The following is a 20,180-nucleotide window of genomic DNA, read 5'->3' as shown; positions in this document are numbered from 1 at the left end:
CCCTGAGGTAATATTAACGTTGTTTTTTATGTTTTTTTTAAAGAAAACGTATCTTTGGTAGATAATAATTTTTTTATAAACTAAATATCATTAATAATGAAATTACTTAAAGCTGCAGGATTTTTTATGACTGTTGGAGTTTCAGTTATTTGCAACGCTCAGGTTGCTAACACAGCTGTATCGAAAACAAATAATGAGAAGCCTTTTGATTTTACAGTAGAGCAATTTGCTGACATTAAAGTATTGCGCTATCAAATACCTGGTTGGGAGAATTTAACGCTCAAAGAACAAGAATTAGTATATTATCTTACACAGGCAGGAACTGCTGGTCGTGATATAATGTGGGACCAGAACTACAAGAATAATTTAAAAATCAGAAAAGCTCTTGAGCAGATTTATGTAAGTTATAAAGGAGATAAAAAAAGCACAGATTGGAAAAATTTCGAAATTTACCTTAAACGTGTTTGGTTCTCTAATGGTATTCATCATCATTATTCTAATGAAAAAATTAAACCTGATTTCTCAAAAGAATATTTTGCAGGTTTGCTAAAAGCTACAAAAACTAAATTATCTCCAGAGATTACTGCTATTTTATTTAATAATGAAGATAGTAAAAAAGTAAACCTTGATGAGTCTAAAGGATTGTTAGCAGGTTCTGCAATCAATTTTTATGACAAAGGGATTACATTACAAGAGGCAGAAGATTTTTATAAAAAACAAACAAGCCCAGATCCTAAGAAACCTGTTTCTTATGGTTTAAATTCTAAGTTGGTTAAAAATGCCAAAGGACAATTAGATGAAAAAGTTTGGAAAAGCGGTGGAATGTATGGAGCTGCGATTGATAAAATTATCTTTTGGTTAGAAAAAGCCAAAACGGTTGCCGAAAATAAAAAACAAGGTGATGCAATAGGATTATTAATTGAGTATTATAGAACAGGAAGTTTAAAAACCTGGGATGATTATAATATTGCCTGGTTGCATGCTACCGAAGGAAATATTGATTACATAAGTGGTTTTATCGAAGTATACAATGATCCATTAGGATACAGAGGTTCTTATGAAGGTGTTGTGCAAATTAAAGATTTTGATATGTCGGCCAAAATGGAAGTAGTATCAAAAAGTGCACAATGGTTTGAAGATAATTCTCCGTTAATGCCAGAACACAAAAAGAAAAATGTTGTTGGGGTTTCATACAAAACTGTTATTGTAGCAGGTGAGTCTGGAGATGCTTCACCAAGCACACCAATCGGTGTGAATCTTCCTAATGCTGACTGGATTCGTGCAGAACACGGTTCTAAATCAGTTTCATTAGGTAATATTATAGATGCATATTCTAAATCGTCTGGAAGTGGTAAATTAAAAGAATTTGCTAATGACGAAGAAGAAATTGCTTTGGCAAAACAATATGGTGAAATAGGAGATAAATTACATACTGCTTTACACGAAGTAGTAGGTCATGCTTCAGGACAAATAAATGAAGGTGTTGGTACTCCAAAAGAAACTTTAAAAAGCTATGCTTCAACTCTGGAAGAAGGTAGAGCTGATTTAGTTGGTTTATACTATTTATACAATCCTAAATTACAAGAACTTGGATTGGTTGATGATTGGAAAAAAGTGGGAATGGAATCATACGATAGTTATATCCGTAACGGATTAATGACACAATTGGTTCGTTTAGATTTAGGAGCTAATATCGAAGAAGCTCACATGAGAAACCGTCAGTGGGTGAGTGCTTGGGTTTTTGAAAAAGGAAAGAAAGATAATGTAATCGAGAAAATTACTCGTAACGGTAAAACGTATTTTAATATTACTGATTATGATAAATTACATGATTTATTCGGACAGTTATTACGTGAAGTACAACGTATAAAATCTGAAGGAGATTACAATGCTGGAAAAGCTTTGGTAGAAAATTATGGTGTAAAAGTAGATCAGAAATTACATGCTGAGGTTTTAGAGCGTAACAAGCAATTTCCATCTGCGCCTTACAGCGGATTTGTAAATCCTATTCTTGAGCCAAAAGTAGATGCTAAAGGAAAAATTATTTCGATAGAAGTAAAACAACCTAAAACATTTGCAGAACAAATGCTGGATTATTCTAAAAACTTTGGTTTTTTACCTTTAGAAAACTAATAAGTAATAGATACTAATAATGAAAATGCCCGCTAGTTTAGCGGGCATTTTTTATGAAATAAATTATCGTTTGAAGAATATTTTTATCAGAAATAAAATGATTATAAAAGCTATAAAAACTAGCAAAACCTTATAATTTCCTTTGTAGAATATTTTGTGAAGTCCTACATCTTTTCTGTAGGCAAATATCATTGCGATAACAAAAGCGATAAAAAAACACAATGCAAATATTAATTGTCCCTGACTAAACATATGTTTAAATTTTTTGTGGCAAATTTAGGCAATAGTTTAAGAATAGTTGTTAATTTGGTATATCATTTAATCAAATATAATTATGCAAAAACAAATTGATGCAGTGAAAGAATTTCATACTGCTTTTAAAATTGGACATAGCGAATCGCCAATTGCCGATTTGGGAGAAATAAAAAATGTACTTCGTTACAACTTGATGAAAGAAGAAAATGAAGAATATCTTGAAGCAGTAAAAAATAATGATTTAGTAGAGATTGCTGATGCGCTGGGAGATATGATGTATATTTTATGCGGGACAATTATCGAGCACGGTTTGCAGGATAAAATTGAAGCAGTTTTTGATGAAATCCAGCAAAGTAATATGAGTAAACTTGGGGAAGATGGACAACCGATTTATCGTGAAGATGGAAAAGTGATGAAAGGTCCAAATTATTTTAAACCAGATTTCTCTAAGATTTTAAAATAGTTTTTAGTCTCAGTTTACAGGTGTTTAACAAAAAAAGATATAAAAAAGACGATTTTCGTTAAGAAAATCGCCTTTAATTATATAATGTAAGGAATTATTTTACTTGAACAGTCCAGCCAAAAGTATCTTCAGCTAGTTTGTTTTGTATACCAGTTAATTTTTCTTTTAAAAGAGAAGCGTAAGAATCATCTGCTTTAGGTAATTCGAAATATTCATCTTTGTATGAGAATCCTTTAATAACGCTTATTACTGCAGCAGTACCAGCACCAAAAATTTCTTTTAATGATCCGTCTTTAGCAGCTTCAACTAATTCAGAAGCTAATACAGAACGAACTTCAATTTTTAAGCCTTCTTTTTCTGCAATTGCTAATAAACTTTTACGAGTAATTCCGTCTAGAATTCTTTCACTTGTTGGTGCAGTTAATAAAGTATCGTTTATTCTGAAAAATACGTTCATTGTACCTGCTTCTTCAAGTTTGGTATGTGTTGCATCATCAGTCCAGATTACTTGTTGGAATCCGTCTTTATTTGCCAAATTTGTTGGGTAAAACTGTGCTCCGTAGTTACCAGCAGCTTTTGCAGCTCCGATACCACCATTTGCAGCTCTACTATAGTGCTCAGCAATAATAACTTTTACTTCTCCAGCATAGTATGATTTTGCAGGTGAAAGTAAAATCATGAATTTATATTCATCAGAAGGATTTGCAACAACTCCAGCGCCAGTTGCAATCATAAAAGGACGGATATACATACTGCTTCCGTTTCCTCTTTTAACCCATTCTGCGTCTAATTTTAATAATTCATTTAATCCATCTAGAAAAATAGCTTCAGGTATTTCTGGCATTGCCATTCTTACTGCAGAAGCATTAAAACGTTTGTGGTTTTCTTCAGGTCTAAAAAGCCAAATAGCGTCTTTATCATCTTTGTAAGCTTTCATTCCTTCAAAAATAGCTTGTCCGTAATGGAAGACTTTTGAAGATGGATCCATTAAAATTGGAGCGTAAGGCTTAATGACCGGTGTTTGCCATTCTCCATTTTTAAAATCACATTCGAATAAATGGTCTGTAAATACAGCACCAAAGCTTAAGTTATCAAAGTCTACATCGTTTATTTTTGACGAAGTTGCTTTGATGATTTCAATTTTGTTTGTTTGAGTTGTACTCATGATAAAGTATGGTTTTTATGAACTAAAATTCATTGTTTTAAGACTGTAATCTAAAACCCTGAATAGATGTGAAATAAATTTTAACAATTGCAAAATTAAGTAAAAATATATAATTTGGATGCTAAAAAGATATTAATTATAGGGTTTAGCTGTGATTTATTTATTTTATAAAAAAGTTAAATAAAGAGCTTCTTTTTATATAGAATTTATGAAAAAACTATGGTTTTTTAAGGCTTTACGCATTTGTTTTGATTAAATTTGACTTCTAAATAAGACAAAAACAGCATTAATCTGATTTATAAATTGTGAAAAGAGAAATAATTCAAACCCTAGATGGTTCAACTACAATTCGTTTGGAAGAATGGGATGAGTGTTATCATTCTAAACATGGAGCAATCCAGGAAGCTAAACATGTATTTATGCAAAATGGGTTTTCTTTATTTGAAGATAAGCCTATTTCGATATTAGAAATTGGTTTTGGAACTGGGCTGAATGCTTTTATTACTTTTTTAGAATCCAACGAAAAAAAGCAAAACATAAATTATGTTGGAGTTGAAGCTTATCCTGTTGCTGCAAATGAAGTGCTTATGATGAATTATGTTGCCGAATTGGGAGCGGATAATTATAAAGAGGTATTCAAAAAAATGCATGAAAGCAATTGGGATGAAATAATCGAACTTAGTGATGCGTTTACATTAACTAAGAGAAAACAGTTCTTTCAGGAAATTGATGATGTTGAAACTTTTGATTTAATTTATTTTGATGCTTTTGGATATCGGGTGCAACCAGAGCTTTGGAGTACCGAAATATTCAAAAGAATGCATGATTCTTTAAAACCTAATGGAGTTCTTGTAACTTATGCCGCCAGAGGAGTCGTTAAAAGGAGTATGATTGAGGTAGGATTTACTGTTGAAAAACTTGCTGGACCTCCAGGAAAAAGAGAGATGTTTAGAGCGCGTAAAGTGATGTAAATCACGCTATTTAGATTAATTTTAAATTGCTATATCTGTATTTAAAAAAACGTTTTCGTGCTAAATAAAACAAAAAAATAAGTTAAAAGCTGAGTAGTTGTATGTAAAATGCCTATTTTTACATCGAGTTAAAAAATAATGAGATAACCCCATAATCTTAATTTATTATGTCAAAAATGATGTTTGATTACACGAAATCAATACTTGAAAGAGTAAGTTTCGACCCGGTACTTTTCTTAAAAGAATTAGAGAAAGCTATCAAAACACTATTACCATACGAAATGGAACAATTGCAAGAGTGGTTATTGAATTTTACAATCGGAAAACCCGAATTAAAAGAATGTCTACTAATAGCTAAAGTATAGATAAACAAAAAAGGAACCAATTGGTTCCTTTTTTTATTTCTTTTGAATTGGACTTATTATCTGAACGTTTTGAAAAACAATAGCTCCTTTTACAACACCAGCAATTGTGTTTCGTAAGGCATCGATGATTTGAATTTTTAATTCGCTTTTTGGGTAAATTAAGCTTACCTCTCTGGCAGGTTTAGGTTCCTTAAAGTGACGAAGCTTTAATTTGTCTGTTTCTTTTAAATCTAATGTATGTAAATAAGGCAACAAAGTTGTGCCCAAGCCTTCGTCGGCTAATTTTATAAGTGTTTCAAAACTTCCGCTTTGTATCTGGAAAGCATTATTTTCTATATCACTACCATTTTTACAAAGGTTTAAAATACCATCTCTAAAACAATGTCCATCTTGCAAAAGCAAAATTTCATTAATGTTTAAATCTGATACTTCGATTTCTTCTTTCTGGAAAATAGAATGTTGTTCTGGTATATAAGCTACAAAAGGCTCAAAATATAAAACGATTTCTTTTATTTTTTCGTCTTCTAATGGTGTTACGGCAATTGCAGCATCAAGATGTCCGTTTTTTAATTTGGTAATAATTTCATCTGTATTAAGCTCCTCGATTAATAGTTTAACCTTTGGGTATTTCTTGATGAAGTTATTTAAGAACATAGGCAAAAGAGTAGGCATAACCGTTGGGATGATTCCTAGTTTGAATTCGCCACCAATAAACCCTTTTTGTTGTTCTACAATGTCTTTTATTCTATCTGCTTCGTTTACAATATTCTTTGCCTGATTTACAATTTTCTGACCAATTTCTGTTAGTTGTATTGGTTTCTTGCTTCTGTCGAATATCAAGATGCTAAGTTCTTCTTCTATCTTTTGTATTTGCATACTAAGAGTAGGCTGCGTTACAAAACATTTTTCGGCAGCAAGGGTAAAGTTTTTGTGTTCAGCTACAGCAAGAACATATTGGAGTTGAGTTATCGTCATTTTTTTAATAGTATTTTCTGATACAAAAATAATAAAATATAATTTTTTTTTATGGCTTTTTCGAAAAACTTATTTTAAATTTACAATTAATAGAATTAAAAATTAATAAGTATGAAAACTAATATTTTAGGATTACCAGTAAAAGAGTCAGAATTAATTGTAAAAGAATTGAATGTCTTACTATCAAATTTTCAGGTTTATTACCAAAACTTGCGAGGAATTCACTGGAACATTCGTGGAAAACGTTTTTTTGATTTGCATGTAAAATTTGAAGAATTATATACAGACGCTCAATTAAAAATAGATTTAATCGCCGAAAGAGTTCTCACAATAGGAGGTACACCACTACACACTTTCGAAGATTATATTAAAAATAATAAGATTGTAGTTGGAAAAAATATCTCGAATGATGAGAAAGCGGTTCATTTAATTGTAAGTTCATTAACTGATTTACTGAAGATTGAAAGAGAAATTTTAAAACAATCGGATGAAATTAGTGATGAAGGAACAAATTCTATGATGAGTGATTTTATCTCAGAACAAGAAAAAACGATTTGGATGATGAAAGCGTGGTTAGAAGAGGATTTAGAAAAATAGTATAACTATAAAAACCAGAGTAGCATTAAATAGCTAGTCTGGTTTTTTTTTGGTTAATGTTAAATTTGTTTAAAATTTTGGACTTACAGTTTTGATTTTATCAGTTTAGCTCTATTTTTGCACTAATGAAAAAAATTGCATACATATTATTAATTGTATTTATCGCTTTCTTATCGACGCCACCTATCGTGACGATGATCGAGAAAAAGAGCGATGTGTCTGCATTTTATAGCTTATCAGAAGAAGAGCATTCGCATAAAGAAATTAAGGTTTATGTATATCATCCTGTATTTCAAGGTGAGTTTGTTTTACCAATGTTTGATAAGTCAAATCCTATATTGTCAGAAAAATTATCTAAACATGATAAGATTTCTGCAAGCATTTTTGCCCCTCCACCTAACTTCGTATAGTACATCCGGTTAATTTTTTAAACGTTTGCTGTGTTTTAAGTAATGCAGTAGGCCTTTTATGAACTTTTTACTATTGTATTATGAAAAGAAAAGTAAATCTTTTTGCTAACCTTAAGTCAGATTTTGCTTCAGGTTTAGTAGTTTTTTTGGTGGCTCTCCCGTTGTGTTTAGGTATTGCAATGGCTTCAGGAGCACCATTGTTTTCTGGAATTATTTCTGGAATTATTGGAGGAATAGTTGTAGGATATTTGAGTCAGTCACACATTAGTGTATCTGGACCAGCTGCTGGTTTAACAGCAATTATCCTTACAGCAATTACCGATTTGGGAGCTTTTGATGTCTTCTTAACCGCCGTTTTTATTGCTGGATTAATCCAGTTAGGGTTAGGTTTCTTAAAAGCAGGAAGTATATCTAATTACTTTCCTACCAATGTTATTGAAGGTATGCTAGCAGGTATCGGAATTATTATTATTCTTAAACAATTGCCGCATGCATTTGGATATGATGCTGATTTTGAAGGAGATCAGGCGTTTGTTCAAAGTGATGGAAATAACTCAATTTCATCTTTGTTTGAAATCTTCAACCATATTCATATGGGTGCAGTTATTATTACACTAATCTCTTTTGTTATATTAATTGCTTGGGATAAAGTTCCTTTCTTGAAAAAACTTAAATTAATTCCTGGTGCGCTTATAGCTGTAATTTCGGGAATAATTATAAATGAAATTTTTGTTTCTACAGGAAGTTCATTGGCTATTGGTAGCGAACACTTAGTGTCATTGCCAATCCCAACTTCATTTGATGAATTTAAAGCAATTATTGTAACTCCTAATTTTGCAGGAATAACAAATCCTCAGGTTTGGGTTGTAGGTTTAACAATTGCAATCGTAGCTTCTATCGAGACATTATTGTGTATCGAAGCTGCAGACAGAATGGATGCACAAAAAAGATATACAAATACCAATGTTGAGCTTAAAGCACAAGGAATTGGAAACATTGTAAGTTCTCTTTTAGGAGGTTTACCAATGACATCTGTTGTTGTAAGATCTTCGGCAAATAATAATGCTGGAGCTAAATCAAAAATGTCTGCAATTATCCATGGTGTTTTATTATTGATAAGTGTATTGGCAATTCCGGTAATATTAAATAAAATTCCATTGGCTACTTTGGCTACTATATTAATATTAGTAGGTTATAAACTAGCTAAGCCTGCAACTTTTATTCATTTCTGGGAAAAAGGAAAATATCAATTCGTACCATTTGTTGCAACTTTAGTATTTGTTGTAGCGACAGATTTACTTAAAGGTGTTGCAATTGGAATTGTAATTAGTGTAATTTTCGTTTTAAGAGGAAACTTAAAAAGAGCTTACAGTTTCAAAAAAGAAGAATATGAAGATGGAGATGTAATCCATATCGATCTTGCTCAGGAAGTTTCTTTCTTGAATAAAGCGGCTATCAAGCTTACTTTAAACTCTGTTCCAGAAAATTCAAAAGTAATTATCAATGCGCATGACACTGTGTATATTGCTCATGATATTCTAGATCTGATAAAAGAGTTTAAAGAAACCAGAGCAGTTGATCAAAACATTAAGGTAAAACTTAAAGGATTTAAAAAAGCTTACGAGCTTGAGAATACTCCAGATTTACCGAACCATGTATCTATAGAACATTATTATGATGTTGCAAAAAGAGCTATGGTTAAAAGAACAGAAAAAGAAAAGTTTTAAATAAGTTGGTTAAATAAAGCTGTAGTGAAGTGTTTATTGAGGATTAAAAATAAGTAACTTTACGAGAGCCTTTTTGGAGTCCTCTAAACGCTTAATTACTCAGCAACAAAAATTAAAAAAAATGAAAGAGTTTTATAAACAAATATTAGATAATAATAAAAAGTGGGTTGAAGATTCGTTAGCTAAAGATCCTAATTTTTTCGCAGATTTAGCGAAAGGGCAAACTCCACCATTATTGTGGATAGGTTGTTCTGATAGTCGTGTTCCAGCAAACGAAATTATTGGTGCAAAACCAGGAGAAGTTTTTGTACACAGAAACATTGCCAACATGGTTGTTCACTCAGATATGAACATGTTAAGTGTTTTAGATTATGCAGTAAATGTTTTAAAAGTTAAGCACGTAATTGTTTGTGGACATTATGGTTGTGGTGGTGTAAAAGCTGCAATGGGTAACCAATCTGTGGGGATTATTGATAACTGGATTCGTCATATTAAAGATGAGTACCGTTTACATGACAAATACTTAAACTCAATTGAAAATGAAACGGAGCGTTTTAATGCTTTTGTTGAGGTAAATGCTAAAGAGCAAGTTTATAATTTAGCAAAAACTTCGATTGTACAAGGAGCTTGGAAAAATGGACAAGACTTAATGTTACACGGTTGGGTTTACGGTTTAAACTCAGGATTTGTAACAGATCTAAATGTGAATATTAGTTCAAATGATGAGCTTGATGAAGTTTATCAACTGAGTAATCTATAAAATAAAAAAATCGCCTCAAAAGGGCGATTTTTTTTATTCGTTTTCATCTAAGTTCTCATTAAATGCCGATGGCAATAGAGTAGGGATGAACTTAATTAATATTGGTAATAACAAACTTCCGCCCGGGAGTAAGAATATTGTTAGTGATGGAATCGTTTTACAAATATCCAATAATTGTTTCTTTACTTTCTTCTTTTCGCTAGCATCTAAATCTCTACGGGTAGAATAGGCCAGAAGAAGCATTAATTCTTTACTTTGGATAATTTCCTTAATTAATCTGTTTTTATTACGCTTTATAAGTGTAATAACTCCCATAGTCATTTGATCATAAAAATGTTTGACAGGATTGGAGTAATTAAAATATGGAATCTCTTTTTTATGTTCGTTGATAAAAGCATCGGTACTTTTGATACTTTCGGAAACAAATTCATCAGATACATTTAAAATATGGGCTAATGTATGTAAAAAATAAGCTTCTTCGTTTTCTACAACGCCATCGCTCCACAGAGCCATTCCGGCCATATCTATTAAATAATATCTTTCTAATTCGTTGGAAAAATGATGCAATTGTAATGTTTCTAAAGTTCCAACTGTAACCTTCGAAAATTTGCTGTAGCGTATTGACGCCTCAAAAAGTTTAATCAATAAATCATCGTATTGAGATTTATTGGTTTTGGTTTTTAAAGCCAATGCCACAATACTCATTACAGTTTCTTCTATTTTCTTGAGATATTTTTCTGGAATTGATCCATGAATTAAATATTGGCGAAATGCCAAAACATCTATAAATAGGAGTGCATTTGTAACTAAATGAGAGAAGTTTTTGCTAATAATACTATCGTTAGTCTGAACTCGTTCATCGATTATATTCTCTAATGTTAGAGAATCACTACTTTTTGGGAGTAATATCTTGAAGAGGTTAAAACCTTCAGGATTCATCTGATTATAAAAAGCTAATGCTTCTTTAATAAAACGTTCCGAATTATTGTCGTTTTTGGTAAGAGAATAAATCCCGTATAAAGTATTTAATAAAGCTACTTTGGAAATTTCGGTTTTAAACCAGCCTTTTATTTTAATAGGAACAGGAGTTTCTATTGTTATTATGTGTCCATAAATAAATCCTGTCGCTCTGACTTTTTGATAAAAGGAATTGCTAGTTTCAGTTACTACTTGTTCTGGGAACTTTTGTTCACTAAAAAATTTATCTATCCAACCTGTTGCCGAAGGGTTAATCATTACTTTAATTTGAAGCTACAAAGCTATCTTTTTTTTATGATTTGGTGATTGATTAAAATAAAAAAACCATTTTACTTTGTGAATAAAATGGTTTTTTAGAATCTATATAATTATTTTATAATTGCTGAGCAAGCTACTCTCGCTCCTGCATTTCCTGTAGGTTGAGTTGTAAAATCGTCTGGATCTTGGTGTACAATTAATCCTTTTCCTAAAATATCTTTACTTGGATCTCCACAACCAATGCACCATTCGTTTGTTGTTAGTGTAATTGTACCGTTTCCTTTATCATCTGCAGTAAAGTTTCCGATATCTCCTTTGTGATATTCTCCAACACCCCATTTTCCATGTTTTTTAAATGTTGGGTTCCAGTGTCCTCCAGCAGAAGTTCCATCGGCAGCCGAACAATCTGATTTTTCATGAATGTGTATTGCATGAACTCCTGGTTTTAAACCACTGATTTTTGCTACGAAAGTTACTTCTCCTTTTTTCTCTACGAAAGTTGCTGTACCAGATACCGAACTGTTACTTTTAGGTTCAAGTGCGATGGTTAATTTCTTAGAATCATCTGTATTATTTTTGGTTTTACATCCAATAATAACTGCAGCAATTACTACAAGAGATAGAATTATTTTTTTCATAATTATGTGTTTTTGTTTAAATCTAAAGTAAAGTTAGTTTAAAATTATTGAATGAAAATGATCTGAAAGTTAAAATACGTTTCTGTATTAAATGAAAAATAAGTTTAAATTTACAAAAGGAGATGAAATATTGCTTAAATTCGTGTATGTGTATTTAATAGTAAATAATGCTAAACTTATTCATTGATAATTGTTTATAAAACTTAAAACTTTAAATTATGATAAAAAAAATAGCAATGTTCGCTGCATTTGGGATTGTTTTATTTTCATGTAATTCTGCTCAAAATAAAACTACAACAACAGATTCTACATCAAAACTTAATGGTACTTGGGAGTTAAATTACGTAACAGGACCTAGAATTGCCTTTGATGGTTTATATCCTAATAAAAAACCAACGATAACTTTTGATACAAAAGAAAATAGAGTATCTGGAAATAATAGCTGCAACTCTTTTACAGGAAAATTAAATGTAGATGGTTATAGCATTAATTTTAGAGATGGATTAGCTACTACCAAAATGATGTGTCAGGATAATCAAGGAGAGCAGGTTTTTATGACCACTTTGCAAAAAATAACTTCTTACGATGTTACCGATGATGGTAAAACGTTGAATTTTATCTCAGGTGATATTGCAATGATGCGTTTCGTAAAAAAATAAATTAATCATGCTTTTATTTTTGCATTCAATATTTTTTTGAACCTAAAACCTTGTGATGTAATAAAGCTAATTCGCAATAAATCAAATAATTATTATAAATTTTAAATCTTAAATTATGAAAAAGTTCCTTATCGCATTGTTATTGGTAGTTTCAGCAAATTCTTTTGCTCAGTCTTTGGCAAAAGAAGATGTAGATGTTATTCAGAGTATTTACGGAAAATCAAAATCAGATCTTGTAAAGCAATATATGAATTTGTCAGATGAACAAACTGCAGCCTTTCAAAAAATATATGATGATTATGAAGTAGAACGTAAAGCTTTGGGGCAAAATATAATTAAGGTAGTTGATGATTATGCTACAAATTATGCTACTCTTACTGATGCAAAAGCGGATGAATTAGCAAAAGGAACATTAAAAAGTAATCTTGGGTATGAAAAATTATATGATAAAACATATACTAAGGCCAAAAAGGCAATAGGAGCTATTAATGCAGCTAAATTTATACAATTAGAGGTTTATTTACAAACTGCGATTCGTAGCCAAATTTTGGATTCTATTCCTTTCATTGGAGAAATTGAAAAATCTAAAGTGAACTAAAAAGGGTAATTTTAGTCCAAAAAAAGTGCGTTAACAATTCATGAAATTGTTAACGCATTTTTATTTTATAGTATTCTTACTTTTTAGTTTTTACTTCATAAATGGCATCAACCATTCCGTCTTTGAAAGTATCTAAAGGTAATTCCCAAAACATGATTCCGCCTAATTTCTTAGATACGGCATATTCTGTTTTTTCTTTTATTGAAGGAATATCATCTCCGGTTGCAAATTTTTGTTCTTTTTCATTATACCAATAACCTGCTTTTGCTTTATTGTCCCAGAAATATTTCCATCCATTAGCTTCTGTAAAAGTAGTTGCATAGTTTCTAAAAGGTACACCTTCGATATGTACTCCCGGTTGGTATAAACCATTATTTACATTAGCAACATCTTTCCATATTCTAGTATAAAAAGCACCACCAATTACTAATTTATTAGCTGGAATTCCTAGTTTTAATAAATAAGACACGGCTCTGTCTGTAGATTGAGCGTCTGGAGTTCCACCATATAAAGGAGCATGATGACCTGTTACAGTTGCATATCCGTTTACTAAATCATAACTCATTATGTTTACGCGATCTACTAATGGCATAACAATTTTCCACTCGATAGACTCGTCTAAGAATTTTTGAAAACCTCCGGCAGCAAAACTAAGTTCATGTTTTTTACCTAAACTTGTACGTAATGCTTTTACAAGTTCAGTAAAGTTTGGTTTGTCTGCAGCTTGATACAAATGTCCAGGAAGACCTTCAATCGCTGGGTATTCCCAATCTAAATCTAAACCATCAGTTTTAAAATAATCATTTACTTCTTTTACCGATTTAGCAAAAACATTTCTTGCTTGTGCAGTCGAGAAAACTTCAGAACAAGGCTCGCATCCTGCCCAACCTCCTAATGAAAGCATGACTTTAAGCTTAGGATGTGCTTTTTTTAATCCAACTAAGTGTTTTATTGAAAGAGAATCCTTAGGAGTATCTACGCTTAGTTTTCCGTCTTTTAGGTGACAGAAACTAAAGATAATGTGAGTTAGTTTGCTTACATCATATTGATCAATAAGTTTGTCATCACCAGTATAATAAGCAATAACGTCAATTTTTTTTCCTGATTGTGCAAAAGAGTTTGTGGTAAAACAGCACAAGAAAAAGAAAATAATCGGTTTTAATCTTTTCATTTTTTAAGAATTTTTAGTTTTTAAATGCTAAATATAGAACATTTCAAACAAAATATTAATCAAATAGATACACAGTATTAGGCTTATTTGTTACAGTTTTTGCTTTGCAAAGGAAGTTTTATAGTGTTTTAAGGGAGAAATTATTTCTTTTTCCTTAAATTTACAATTCTTCTGTATACAAATTATCAAAGTTATACTTATAAAAACTTCCTCAATCCGAATTTAAAATTTGGATTTACTTTAGATAATAACAGTGAAAAAAAAAATTACCATGAATAAATCTACAAGCTCAAGTGTCTTTAAAACCAATTTTACAAAATCAGTTGCATTACCAAGTTTAACCATAATTATTGCAATTTCATTGTTTTGCATTTTCTTTTCAAAAGATGCTGAGCAGGCACTTAATTTTGCAAAAGACATAATATTTAAAAACTTAAGTTGGCTTTATGTATTGTTGGTGACGATTTTTGTTTTGTTTTTAGTCACACTAGCCATTAGTAAATTTGGTAAAATCAAATTAGGAGCAGATGATTCTGAGCCTGAATATTCTTTCTTTTCCTGGATAGCAATGCTTTTTGCCGCCGGAATGGGAATTGGGTTAATGTATTTTGGAGTAGGTGAAACTATGGCACATTATGCAACGCCAGCCAATGCTAATTTGGCGGAAAATTTACGAGCGAAAGAAGCACAATTGTATACTTTTTTCCATTGGGGTTTTCACGCATGGTCTATATATGGAGTTGTAGGACTCTCATTAGCCTATTTTGCTTATAGACACAATTTACCACTTGCAATCCGAAGTGGATTTTATCCGATTTTAAAAAGTAGAATTCACGGAAGGTTTGGGAATATTGTAGATGTTTTTGGTCTGTGCAGTACTTTTTTCGGGATTGCGACAACTCTAGGTTTCGGTGTAGTGCAGTTAAGTGCTGGATTAGTAAGTCTTCATATAATTCCAGAATCTAGTTTTAATTATCAAATCATTATTGTTTTGGTTGTGATGATAATTGCTGTTTCTTCGGCTATTTCAGGTTTAGGAAAAGGCGTTAAAAAACTTAGTGAGCTAAATATTCTTATGGCTGTTTTATTAATGTTGTTTATACTTGTTTTCGGGCCAACTATTTATATTCTAAGTACGTTTACTGAAGGTTTAGGACATTATATAAGTCATTTTATATCGCTAACTTTTAATACTTATGCTTACGAGAAAGGAAGTCAGGAATGGTTTTCAAAGTGGACAATTTTGTATTGGGCATGGTGGATTTCCTGGGCACCTTATGTAGGATTGTTTATTGCTAAAATTTCTAAAGGAAGAACTATACGAGAGTTTATTTTGGCAGTATTATTTATTCCTGCCTTTTTTAATTTTCTGTGGATGACTGTTTTCGGAAGCAGTGCCGTATGGATAGATGAGCATATAGCACATGGGGCTTTAAGTGTATTTGCTAAAAATCCAGACACGCTTTTGTTTAGTTTCTTTACTTATTTCCCGTTCACTACCTTTTTGAATATTTTATCAATTCTGATTATTTGTGTGTTTTTTATCACATCAGCAGATTCGGGGATTTTTATAATGAATGGTATAGCATCAAAAGGAGCTGTAAGTTCACCAAAATGGCAAAGTATCTTTTGGGGTGTTTTATTGTCACTACTGTCTTTGAGTTTGTTACATTCTGGTGGTTTGGCTTCTCTTCAGACAATGACATTAATTACCGCTTTACCTTTCGGAATTATTATGTTGCTGTTATGTTATAATTTGTGGAAAGCATTGGTTGTAGATAGTGAATATAGTGCGAAAAAATATTCGCATGGAAGTTTAAATTGGAATAACACTAATTGGAAGGAACATTTAGAAAAGATTGTGACGGTCTCTAAAAAGAAAGATATTCATGAATTTTTGAATGGAACTGTAAAAAAAGCTTTTGAAGAATTAGTGGTTGAATTGGATAAAAATAATATCGAAGCACATATAAATTATTTTTCCTCCCCGCAACAAGCTATCGAGTTAGAAATAGAATATGATGAGTTGCGAAACTTTAAATATGGTGTAATGGTTCAGGGACAAACTGTTTCTGAAACATTACTAAAGGAAAAAAATACTCCAGATATGGATTTGGAAACCATTTTTCAACCAATTACTTATTTTGGAGATCATCGTAAAGGATACGATATTCAATATTTAACTAAAGATGGAATCATCTCAGATGTTTTGAGGGAATATGAACGCTTTTTAAATTTAAGTTCAGAAGGTGATCATGATTTGATTATGAAACCAAATAGTTAATTAATAATTCAAGATCAAATCCTATCTAACTCTTTGCGAATGGAACGCGGATGAAACGGATTCGCTAAGGCGAAAACACTGATGAAACGGATTTTATCTTTGATTATTTTTAAATCAGTTTTGAATCCACGGCTTTACTTTTGTAAGTCTGTAGTAACATTATAAAAAAAACCGCACTGTTTTCGGGACAGGTGCGGTTTAAACAAATTAAAATTGACTAAAAACTATTTTGATTTTAGAAGCAGTATTCGTTTTCTGCAACTAATTTTGAAGTAATCGTTTCTCTAAGTGCCACTACATTTGGCATATTAGTGTATTTTGTAAAACGACGTAATCCCATTAACATCATACGTTGCTCATCTCCTTCTGCAAAAGAGATAATACCTTCTTTTCCTTTTTGATTTACAATATCTACAGCTTTATACAAGTATAATTTTGCCATAGCAATTTGCTCTTGTACTTTAGCTTCTCCTTCTTTTTTGGCTAATTTCTCAGTTCTAAGAATAGTACTTTCTGCCATATAGATTTCGATTAAGATATCAGATGCAGCCATTAATAATTGTTGGTGAGCATCTAAGTCTGGGCCATATTTTTGTACAGCACTTCCGGCAACCATTAAGAAAACTTTTTTCAGGTTTGCAACGATTCCTTTTTCTTCAGCAAATAATTCAGAGAAATCAGGAGTGTCAAAAGATGGAATACCCATTAATTCTTCAGATACCTTCATTGCAGGCCCTAATAAATCAACATGACCTTTCATCGCTTTTTTGATCAACATACCTACAGAAAGCATTCTGTTGATTTCGTTTGTTCCTTCGTAAATTCTAGCAATACGAGCATCTCTCCAAGCACTTTCCATTGGAGTGTCTTCAGAGAATCCCATTCCACCAAAAATCTGAATTCCTTCGTCAGCACAATTCTGAACATCTTCAGAAACAGCAACTTTAAGGATAGAACACTCAATAGCGTATTCTTCAACACCTTTTAATTCAGCTTCTTGATGTGTAGAACCTTCTGCTTCACGAGCAATAATTCTATCTTCGATATCTTTTGCTGCACGGTAAGAAGCACTTTCACCAGCGTAAGCGCTAGTTGCCATTTCAGCTAGTTTATAACGAATAGCTCCAAAACTTGAAATCGCAGTGTTAAATTGGATTCTTTCGTTAGCGTATTTTACAGCTCCAGTAGTTACTCTTCTTTGAGCATCAAGACAAGCAGCAGCCAATTTGATACGACCAACGTTTAATGCGTTCATTGCTATCTTGAAACCGTTTCCTCTTTCAGACAACATGTTTTCAACAGGAACTTTTGTATCGTTGAAGAAAACCTGGCGTGTAGAAGAAGCACGGATTCCTAATTTATGCTCTTCTTCATTCATAGAAATTCCATTAGATGGATCATTTTCTACGATGAAACCTGTAATATTTTTGTCATCACCAATACGAGCAAAAACGATGAAAACGCTACAGAAACCTGCATTCGAAATCCACATTTTTTGTCCAGTAATTTTGTAATGCGTTCCGTCTTCAGATAAAACTGCTTTAGTTTTTCCTGAGTTTGCATCAGATCCAGCTCCTGGCTCAGTTAAGCAATAAGCCCCAAACCATTCGCCTGACGCTAATTTAGGAACGTATTTTTTCTTTTGTTCTTCAGTACCATATAAAGTAATTGGCATAGTTCCGATACCTGTATGAGCACCAAAAGCAGTCGAGAATGAACCTGTAGCTCCCGAGATGTAATCACAAACTAACATAGTCGATACGAATCCCATTCCTAATCCACCGTATTCTTCAGGAACTGCAACTCCTAAAAGTCCAAGTTCACCAGCTTTACGCATACTTTCTTCTGTAAATGCGTAATCTTTTTTCTCGAAACGATTTTTGTTAGGCCAAATTTCTTTGTCTACAAACTCTTTTACAGAGTCACGCATCATTAATTGCTCTTCCGAAAAATCTTCTGGTGTAAAGATATCTTCGCACTTTGTTTCTTTTACTAGGAATTGACCTCCTCTTGTTTTGTCTGACATGGCTATATTTTTTTTTTTTTTTTTTTTAAATTAAGATGCAAGAGTCAAGAAGAAAGATTGTTGTCTAACTTATTGATGAAACCTGTGGTCATCTTTTGAAATTCAATTATTTTGTTTTCTATTTCTTCAGTTTTTTCTTTTGATAAATAGTCGTTTTGACATGCTATCAATAATTGTGTTTGTAATTCAAATGAAGATCCTAAACTAATATTCAAATAATGTTGAAAATGTTTATTCCCTCTGTTTGAGCCTTCTGCAATATTAGATGGCATTGAAACGGAGCATCTATTCATCTGACTTGTCAAGCTATAGATCTCGAATTTTGGAAAAGTTAATGTTAGTTTATAAATATCATTTGTAATATTCATTGCTAAAATCCAAATTTTCAAATTCTTAAAATTATGTCTCATGTTTTTTGAGCCAAGATAAGAAACTACGAATTTAAAAAGTAGGTTTTTTATTACTTTAAAGAGTCTTCACTCTTACTTCTTACTTCTCAAAAAAACTTCTTTCCTCTTGCTTCTTTGCTCTATTCTCTTCTTAAAGAACCTCGTAAATCCCAGCGCTACCTTGTCCAGTTCCTACACACATAGAAACGATTCCGTATTTACTACCTCTGCGTTTCATTTCGTCGAATAATTGAACAGAAAGTTTTGCACCAGTACAACCCAGAGGGTGACCTAAAGCGATTGCTCCACCATTTACGTTTACGATATCAGGGTTTAAACCTAATTCGCGAACAACTGCTAATGATTGAGAAGCAAAAGCCTCGTTTAACTCTACTAAATCAATATCTTTTAATTGTAAGCCTGCTTGTTTTAAGGCTTTCGGAATTGCTTTTACAGGTCCGATACCCATAATTCTTGGTTCAACACCAGATGAAGCAAAGTTTACTAATCTTGCAATTGGCTCAAGGTTTAATTCTTTTACCATGTCTTCGCTCATGATTAAAACAAAAGCAGCACCATCACTCATTTGAGAAGAGTTACCTGCAGTTACACTTCCGTCAGCAGCAAAAACAGGTCTTAAACCAGCTAAAGCTTCTTTAGACGTTCCAGCACGAGGACCTTCATCTTTATTTACAACGTATGATTTAGTTTCTTTTTTACCATTTTCATTGATAAAAGTTTGCTCAACAGTAATCGGAACGATTTGTTTGTCAAATTTACCTTCAGCTTGCGCTTTCAAGGCTTTAATGTGAGAGTTATAAGCAAACTCATCTTGATCTTCTCTAGAGATTTTGTATTGGTTAGCAACCGCTTCAGCAGTTAAACCCATTCCCCAGTAATAATCTTCATGACCTTCGGCAGCAAGTTTATAATCCGGAGTTGGTTTGTAACCTCCCATCGGAATAAAACTCATACTTTCGGCACCACCAGCGATGATACAATCTGCCATTCCCGATTGGATTTTAGCAGTTGCCATTCCGATAGTTTCAAGTCCAGATGCACAGTAACGGTTTACGGTTACACCAGGAACGTCTTCTACTTTTAATCCCATAAGAGAAATTAAACGACCAACGTTCAAACCTTGTTCAGCTTCTGGCATGGCATTACCTACCATAACATCATCAATACGTTTTTTGTCAAAATCAGGTAGTTCAGCCATCATATACTGAATGGTTTCTGCTGCTAATTCATCAGGTCTTTTAAATCTAAAAACCCCTTTTGGTGCTTTTCCTACCGCAGTACGGTATGCTTTTACTATATATGCTGTTTTCATTTGTTTTTGTTTTTTTAAGAGTATA

At 32.2% G+C, this 20,180-nt stretch carries 20 protein-coding genes; 11 read left to right on the top strand and 9 right to left on the bottom strand.

Annotation, left to right across the window (positions count from 1 at the left end; translation table 11 throughout):
• Nucleotides 1–96: 96 nt before the first annotated feature.
• A complete protein-coding gene (locus tag B8T70_RS10585; RefSeq protein WP_086894824.1) occupies nt 97–2,133 on the top strand; it encodes a dihydrofolate reductase in 2,037 nt (678 codons plus the stop codon).
• Nucleotides 2,134–2,196: 63 nt separating this feature from the next.
• Here the strand turns inward: B8T70_RS10585 and B8T70_RS24210 are convergent, their stop codons facing one another.
• Nucleotides 2,197–2,385 carry a hypothetical protein gene (locus tag B8T70_RS24210; protein ID WP_035624553.1) on the bottom strand — a complete coding sequence of 63 codons (189 nt, stop codon included), beginning with the start codon at nt 2,383–2,385 and terminating at the stop codon, nt 2,197–2,199.
• Nucleotides 2,386–2,467: 82 nt separating this feature from the next.
• Here B8T70_RS24210 and B8T70_RS10575 point away from each other — a divergent pair, with 82 nt between their 5' ends.
• Nucleotides 2,468–2,851, top strand: coding sequence for a nucleoside triphosphate pyrophosphohydrolase family protein (locus tag B8T70_RS10575; protein WP_039113924.1), 384 nt, complete (start codon nt 2,468–2,470; stop codon nt 2,849–2,851).
• Nucleotides 2,852–2,945: 94 nt separating this feature from the next.
• Here B8T70_RS10575 and B8T70_RS10570 read toward each other — a convergent pair whose 3' ends face one another.
• Complete coding sequence (locus B8T70_RS10570) at nt 2,946–4,016, bottom strand: branched-chain amino acid aminotransferase (RefSeq protein ID WP_039113926.1); 1,071 nt, start codon at nt 4,014–4,016, stop codon at nt 2,946–2,948.
• Nucleotides 4,017–4,321: 305 nt separating this feature from the next.
• Here B8T70_RS10570 and mnmD point away from each other — a divergent pair, with 305 nt between their 5' ends.
• Together mnmD and B8T70_RS10560 are read left to right on the top strand one after the other, a co-directional pair.
• On the top strand, nt 4,322–4,987 hold the full coding sequence (mnmD, locus tag B8T70_RS10565) for a tRNA (5-methylaminomethyl-2-thiouridine)(34)-methyltransferase MnmD (RefSeq protein ID WP_086894823.1): 666 nt from the start codon (nt 4,322–4,324) through the stop codon (nt 4,985–4,987).
• Nucleotides 4,988–5,154: 167 nt separating this feature from the next.
• Nucleotides 5,155–5,352 (top strand): hypothetical protein, encoded by a 198-nt coding sequence (locus B8T70_RS10560; protein ID WP_039113928.1) that lies wholly within the window; start codon nt 5,155–5,157, stop codon nt 5,350–5,352.
• A 33-nt stretch (nt 5,353–5,385) separates the two neighbouring features.
• Here B8T70_RS10560 and B8T70_RS10555 read toward each other — a convergent pair whose 3' ends face one another.
• Nucleotides 5,386–6,327, bottom strand: coding sequence for a LysR substrate-binding domain-containing protein (locus B8T70_RS10555; RefSeq protein WP_039113929.1), 942 nt, complete (start codon nt 6,325–6,327; stop codon nt 5,386–5,388).
• Nucleotides 6,328–6,438: 111 nt separating this feature from the next.
• On the opposite strand from B8T70_RS10555, the gene B8T70_RS10550 reads away from it, so the two are divergent.
• The 4 genes from B8T70_RS10550 to can all read left to right on the top strand — a co-directional run bounded on the left by B8T70_RS10550 (nt 6,439) and on the right by can (nt 9,821).
• On the top strand, nt 6,439–6,924 hold the full coding sequence (locus tag B8T70_RS10550) for a Dps family protein (RefSeq protein WP_039113930.1): 486 nt from the start codon (nt 6,439–6,441) through the stop codon (nt 6,922–6,924).
• Nucleotides 6,925–7,049: 125 nt separating this feature from the next.
• A complete protein-coding gene (locus B8T70_RS10545; RefSeq protein ID WP_039113931.1) occupies nt 7,050–7,334 on the top strand; it encodes a hypothetical protein in 285 nt (94 codons plus the stop codon).
• A gap of 80 nt (nt 7,335–7,414) precedes the next feature.
• A complete protein-coding gene (locus tag B8T70_RS10540; protein WP_039113932.1) occupies nt 7,415–9,061 on the top strand; it encodes a SulP family inorganic anion transporter in 1,647 nt (548 codons plus the stop codon).
• A 121-nt stretch (nt 9,062–9,182) separates the two neighbouring features.
• The gene (can, locus tag B8T70_RS10535) at nt 9,183–9,821 is read left to right on the top strand and encodes a carbonate dehydratase (RefSeq protein ID WP_039113994.1); all 639 of its coding nucleotides are present in this window, start codon (nt 9,183–9,185) and stop codon (nt 9,819–9,821) included.
• Nucleotides 9,822–9,854: 33 nt separating this feature from the next.
• Here can and B8T70_RS10530 read toward each other — a convergent pair whose 3' ends face one another.
• Together B8T70_RS10530 and B8T70_RS10525 are read right to left on the bottom strand one after the other, a co-directional pair.
• Complete coding sequence (locus tag B8T70_RS10530) at nt 9,855–11,057, bottom strand: LETM1-related biofilm-associated protein (protein ID WP_086894822.1); 1,203 nt, start codon at nt 11,055–11,057, stop codon at nt 9,855–9,857.
• A gap of 110 nt (nt 11,058–11,167) precedes the next feature.
• Nucleotides 11,168–11,695: a superoxide dismutase family protein gene (locus B8T70_RS10525; protein ID WP_086894821.1), complete on the bottom strand. Its 528-nt coding sequence runs from the start codon at nt 11,693–11,695 to the stop codon at nt 11,168–11,170.
• Between the two features lie 218 nt (nt 11,696–11,913).
• On the opposite strand from B8T70_RS10525, the gene B8T70_RS10520 reads away from it, so the two are divergent.
• Both B8T70_RS10520 and B8T70_RS10515 read left to right on the top strand, forming a co-directional pair.
• Nucleotides 11,914–12,354, top strand: a complete 441-nt coding sequence (locus B8T70_RS10520) for an META domain-containing protein (protein WP_039113936.1) — start codon at nt 11,914–11,916, stop codon at nt 12,352–12,354.
• A 115-nt stretch (nt 12,355–12,469) separates the two neighbouring features.
• The gene (locus B8T70_RS10515; protein WP_086894820.1) at nt 12,470–12,952 is read left to right on the top strand and encodes a hypothetical protein; all 483 of its coding nucleotides are present in this window, start codon (nt 12,470–12,472) and stop codon (nt 12,950–12,952) included.
• 76 nt (nt 12,953–13,028) lie between these two features.
• Here B8T70_RS10515 and B8T70_RS10510 read toward each other — a convergent pair whose 3' ends face one another.
• Nucleotides 13,029–14,123, bottom strand: coding sequence for a glycoside hydrolase family 18 protein (locus B8T70_RS10510; protein ID WP_086894819.1), 1,095 nt, complete (start codon nt 14,121–14,123; stop codon nt 13,029–13,031).
• A 271-nt stretch (nt 14,124–14,394) separates the two neighbouring features.
• Between B8T70_RS10510 and B8T70_RS10505 the strand changes: the two genes are divergently transcribed.
• A complete protein-coding gene (locus B8T70_RS10505) occupies nt 14,395–16,407 on the top strand; it encodes a BCCT family transporter (protein ID WP_086894818.1) in 2,013 nt (670 codons plus the stop codon).
• Nucleotides 16,408–16,642: 235 nt separating this feature from the next.
• Here the strand turns inward: B8T70_RS10505 and B8T70_RS10500 are convergent, their stop codons facing one another.
• The 3 genes from B8T70_RS10500 to B8T70_RS10490 form a co-directional block, all read right to left on the bottom strand.
• Nucleotides 16,643–18,433, bottom strand: coding sequence for an acyl-CoA dehydrogenase family protein (locus B8T70_RS10500; RefSeq protein WP_086894817.1), 1,791 nt, complete (start codon nt 18,431–18,433; stop codon nt 16,643–16,645).
• Between the two features lie 44 nt (nt 18,434–18,477).
• Nucleotides 18,478–18,843 (bottom strand): four helix bundle protein, encoded by a 366-nt coding sequence (locus tag B8T70_RS10495; RefSeq protein WP_039113942.1) that lies wholly within the window; start codon nt 18,841–18,843, stop codon nt 18,478–18,480.
• 130 nt (nt 18,844–18,973) lie between these two features.
• Nucleotides 18,974–20,155 (bottom strand): acetyl-CoA C-acyltransferase, encoded by a 1,182-nt coding sequence (locus B8T70_RS10490; RefSeq protein ID WP_039118976.1) that lies wholly within the window; start codon nt 20,153–20,155, stop codon nt 18,974–18,976.
• Nucleotides 20,156–20,180: the final 25 nt, after the last annotated feature.

The organism is Flavobacterium sp. AJR (genome assembly GCF_002156885.1).
Taxonomy (GTDB): domain Bacteria; phylum Bacteroidota; class Bacteroidia; order Flavobacteriales; family Flavobacteriaceae; genus Flavobacterium.
The sequence above is the reverse complement of the archived record's forward strand: the minus strand, read 5'-3'. Positions and strand labels throughout refer to the sequence as shown.

Excerpts from the sequence above, each read along its gene's own strand:
- B8T70_RS10555 (WP_039113929.1), bottom strand. The coding sequence starts at position 6,327 with ATGACGATAACTCAACTCCAATATGTTCTTGCTGTAGCTGAACACAAA.
- B8T70_RS10515 (WP_086894820.1), top strand. The coding sequence starts at position 12,470 with ATGAAAAAGTTCCTTATCGCATTGTTATTGGTAGTTTCAGCAAATTCT.
- B8T70_RS10500 (WP_086894817.1), bottom strand. The coding sequence starts at position 18,433 with ATGTCAGACAAAACAAGAGGAGGTCAATTCCTAGTAAAAGAAACAAAG.
- B8T70_RS10550 (WP_039113930.1), top strand. The coding sequence starts at position 6,439 with ATGAAAACTAATATTTTAGGATTACCAGTAAAAGAGTCAGAATTAATT.
- B8T70_RS10540 (WP_039113932.1), top strand. The coding sequence starts at position 7,415 with ATGAAAAGAAAAGTAAATCTTTTTGCTAACCTTAAGTCAGATTTTGCT.
- can (WP_039113994.1), top strand. The coding sequence starts at position 9,183 with ATGAAAGAGTTTTATAAACAAATATTAGATAATAATAAAAAGTGGGTT.
- B8T70_RS24210 (WP_035624553.1), bottom strand. The coding sequence starts at position 2,385 with ATGTTTAGTCAGGGACAATTAATATTTGCATTGTGTTTTTTTATCGCT.
- B8T70_RS10520 (WP_039113936.1), top strand. The coding sequence starts at position 11,914 with ATGATAAAAAAAATAGCAATGTTCGCTGCATTTGGGATTGTTTTATTT.
- B8T70_RS10510 (WP_086894819.1), bottom strand. The coding sequence starts at position 14,123 with ATGAAAAGATTAAAACCGATTATTTTCTTTTTCTTGTGCTGTTTTACC.
- B8T70_RS10505 (WP_086894818.1), top strand. The coding sequence starts at position 14,395 with ATGAATAAATCTACAAGCTCAAGTGTCTTTAAAACCAATTTTACAAAA.
- B8T70_RS10575 (WP_039113924.1), top strand. The coding sequence starts at position 2,468 with ATGCAAAAACAAATTGATGCAGTGAAAGAATTTCATACTGCTTTTAAA.
- B8T70_RS10560 (WP_039113928.1), top strand. The coding sequence starts at position 5,155 with ATGTCAAAAATGATGTTTGATTACACGAAATCAATACTTGAAAGAGTA.
- B8T70_RS10545 (WP_039113931.1), top strand. The coding sequence starts at position 7,050 with ATGAAAAAAATTGCATACATATTATTAATTGTATTTATCGCTTTCTTA.
- B8T70_RS10525 (WP_086894821.1), bottom strand. The coding sequence starts at position 11,695 with ATGAAAAAAATAATTCTATCTCTTGTAGTAATTGCTGCAGTTATTATT.
- B8T70_RS10490 (WP_039118976.1), bottom strand. The coding sequence starts at position 20,155 with ATGAAAACAGCATATATAGTAAAAGCATACCGTACTGCGGTAGGAAAA.
- B8T70_RS10530 (WP_086894822.1), bottom strand. The coding sequence starts at position 11,057 with ATGATTAACCCTTCGGCAACAGGTTGGATAGATAAATTTTTTAGTGAA.
- B8T70_RS10585 (WP_086894824.1), top strand. The coding sequence starts at position 97 with ATGAAATTACTTAAAGCTGCAGGATTTTTTATGACTGTTGGAGTTTCA.
- B8T70_RS10495 (WP_039113942.1), bottom strand. The coding sequence starts at position 18,843 with ATGAGACATAATTTTAAGAATTTGAAAATTTGGATTTTAGCAATGAAT.
- B8T70_RS10570 (WP_039113926.1), bottom strand. The coding sequence starts at position 4,016 with ATGAGTACAACTCAAACAAACAAAATTGAAATCATCAAAGCAACTTCG.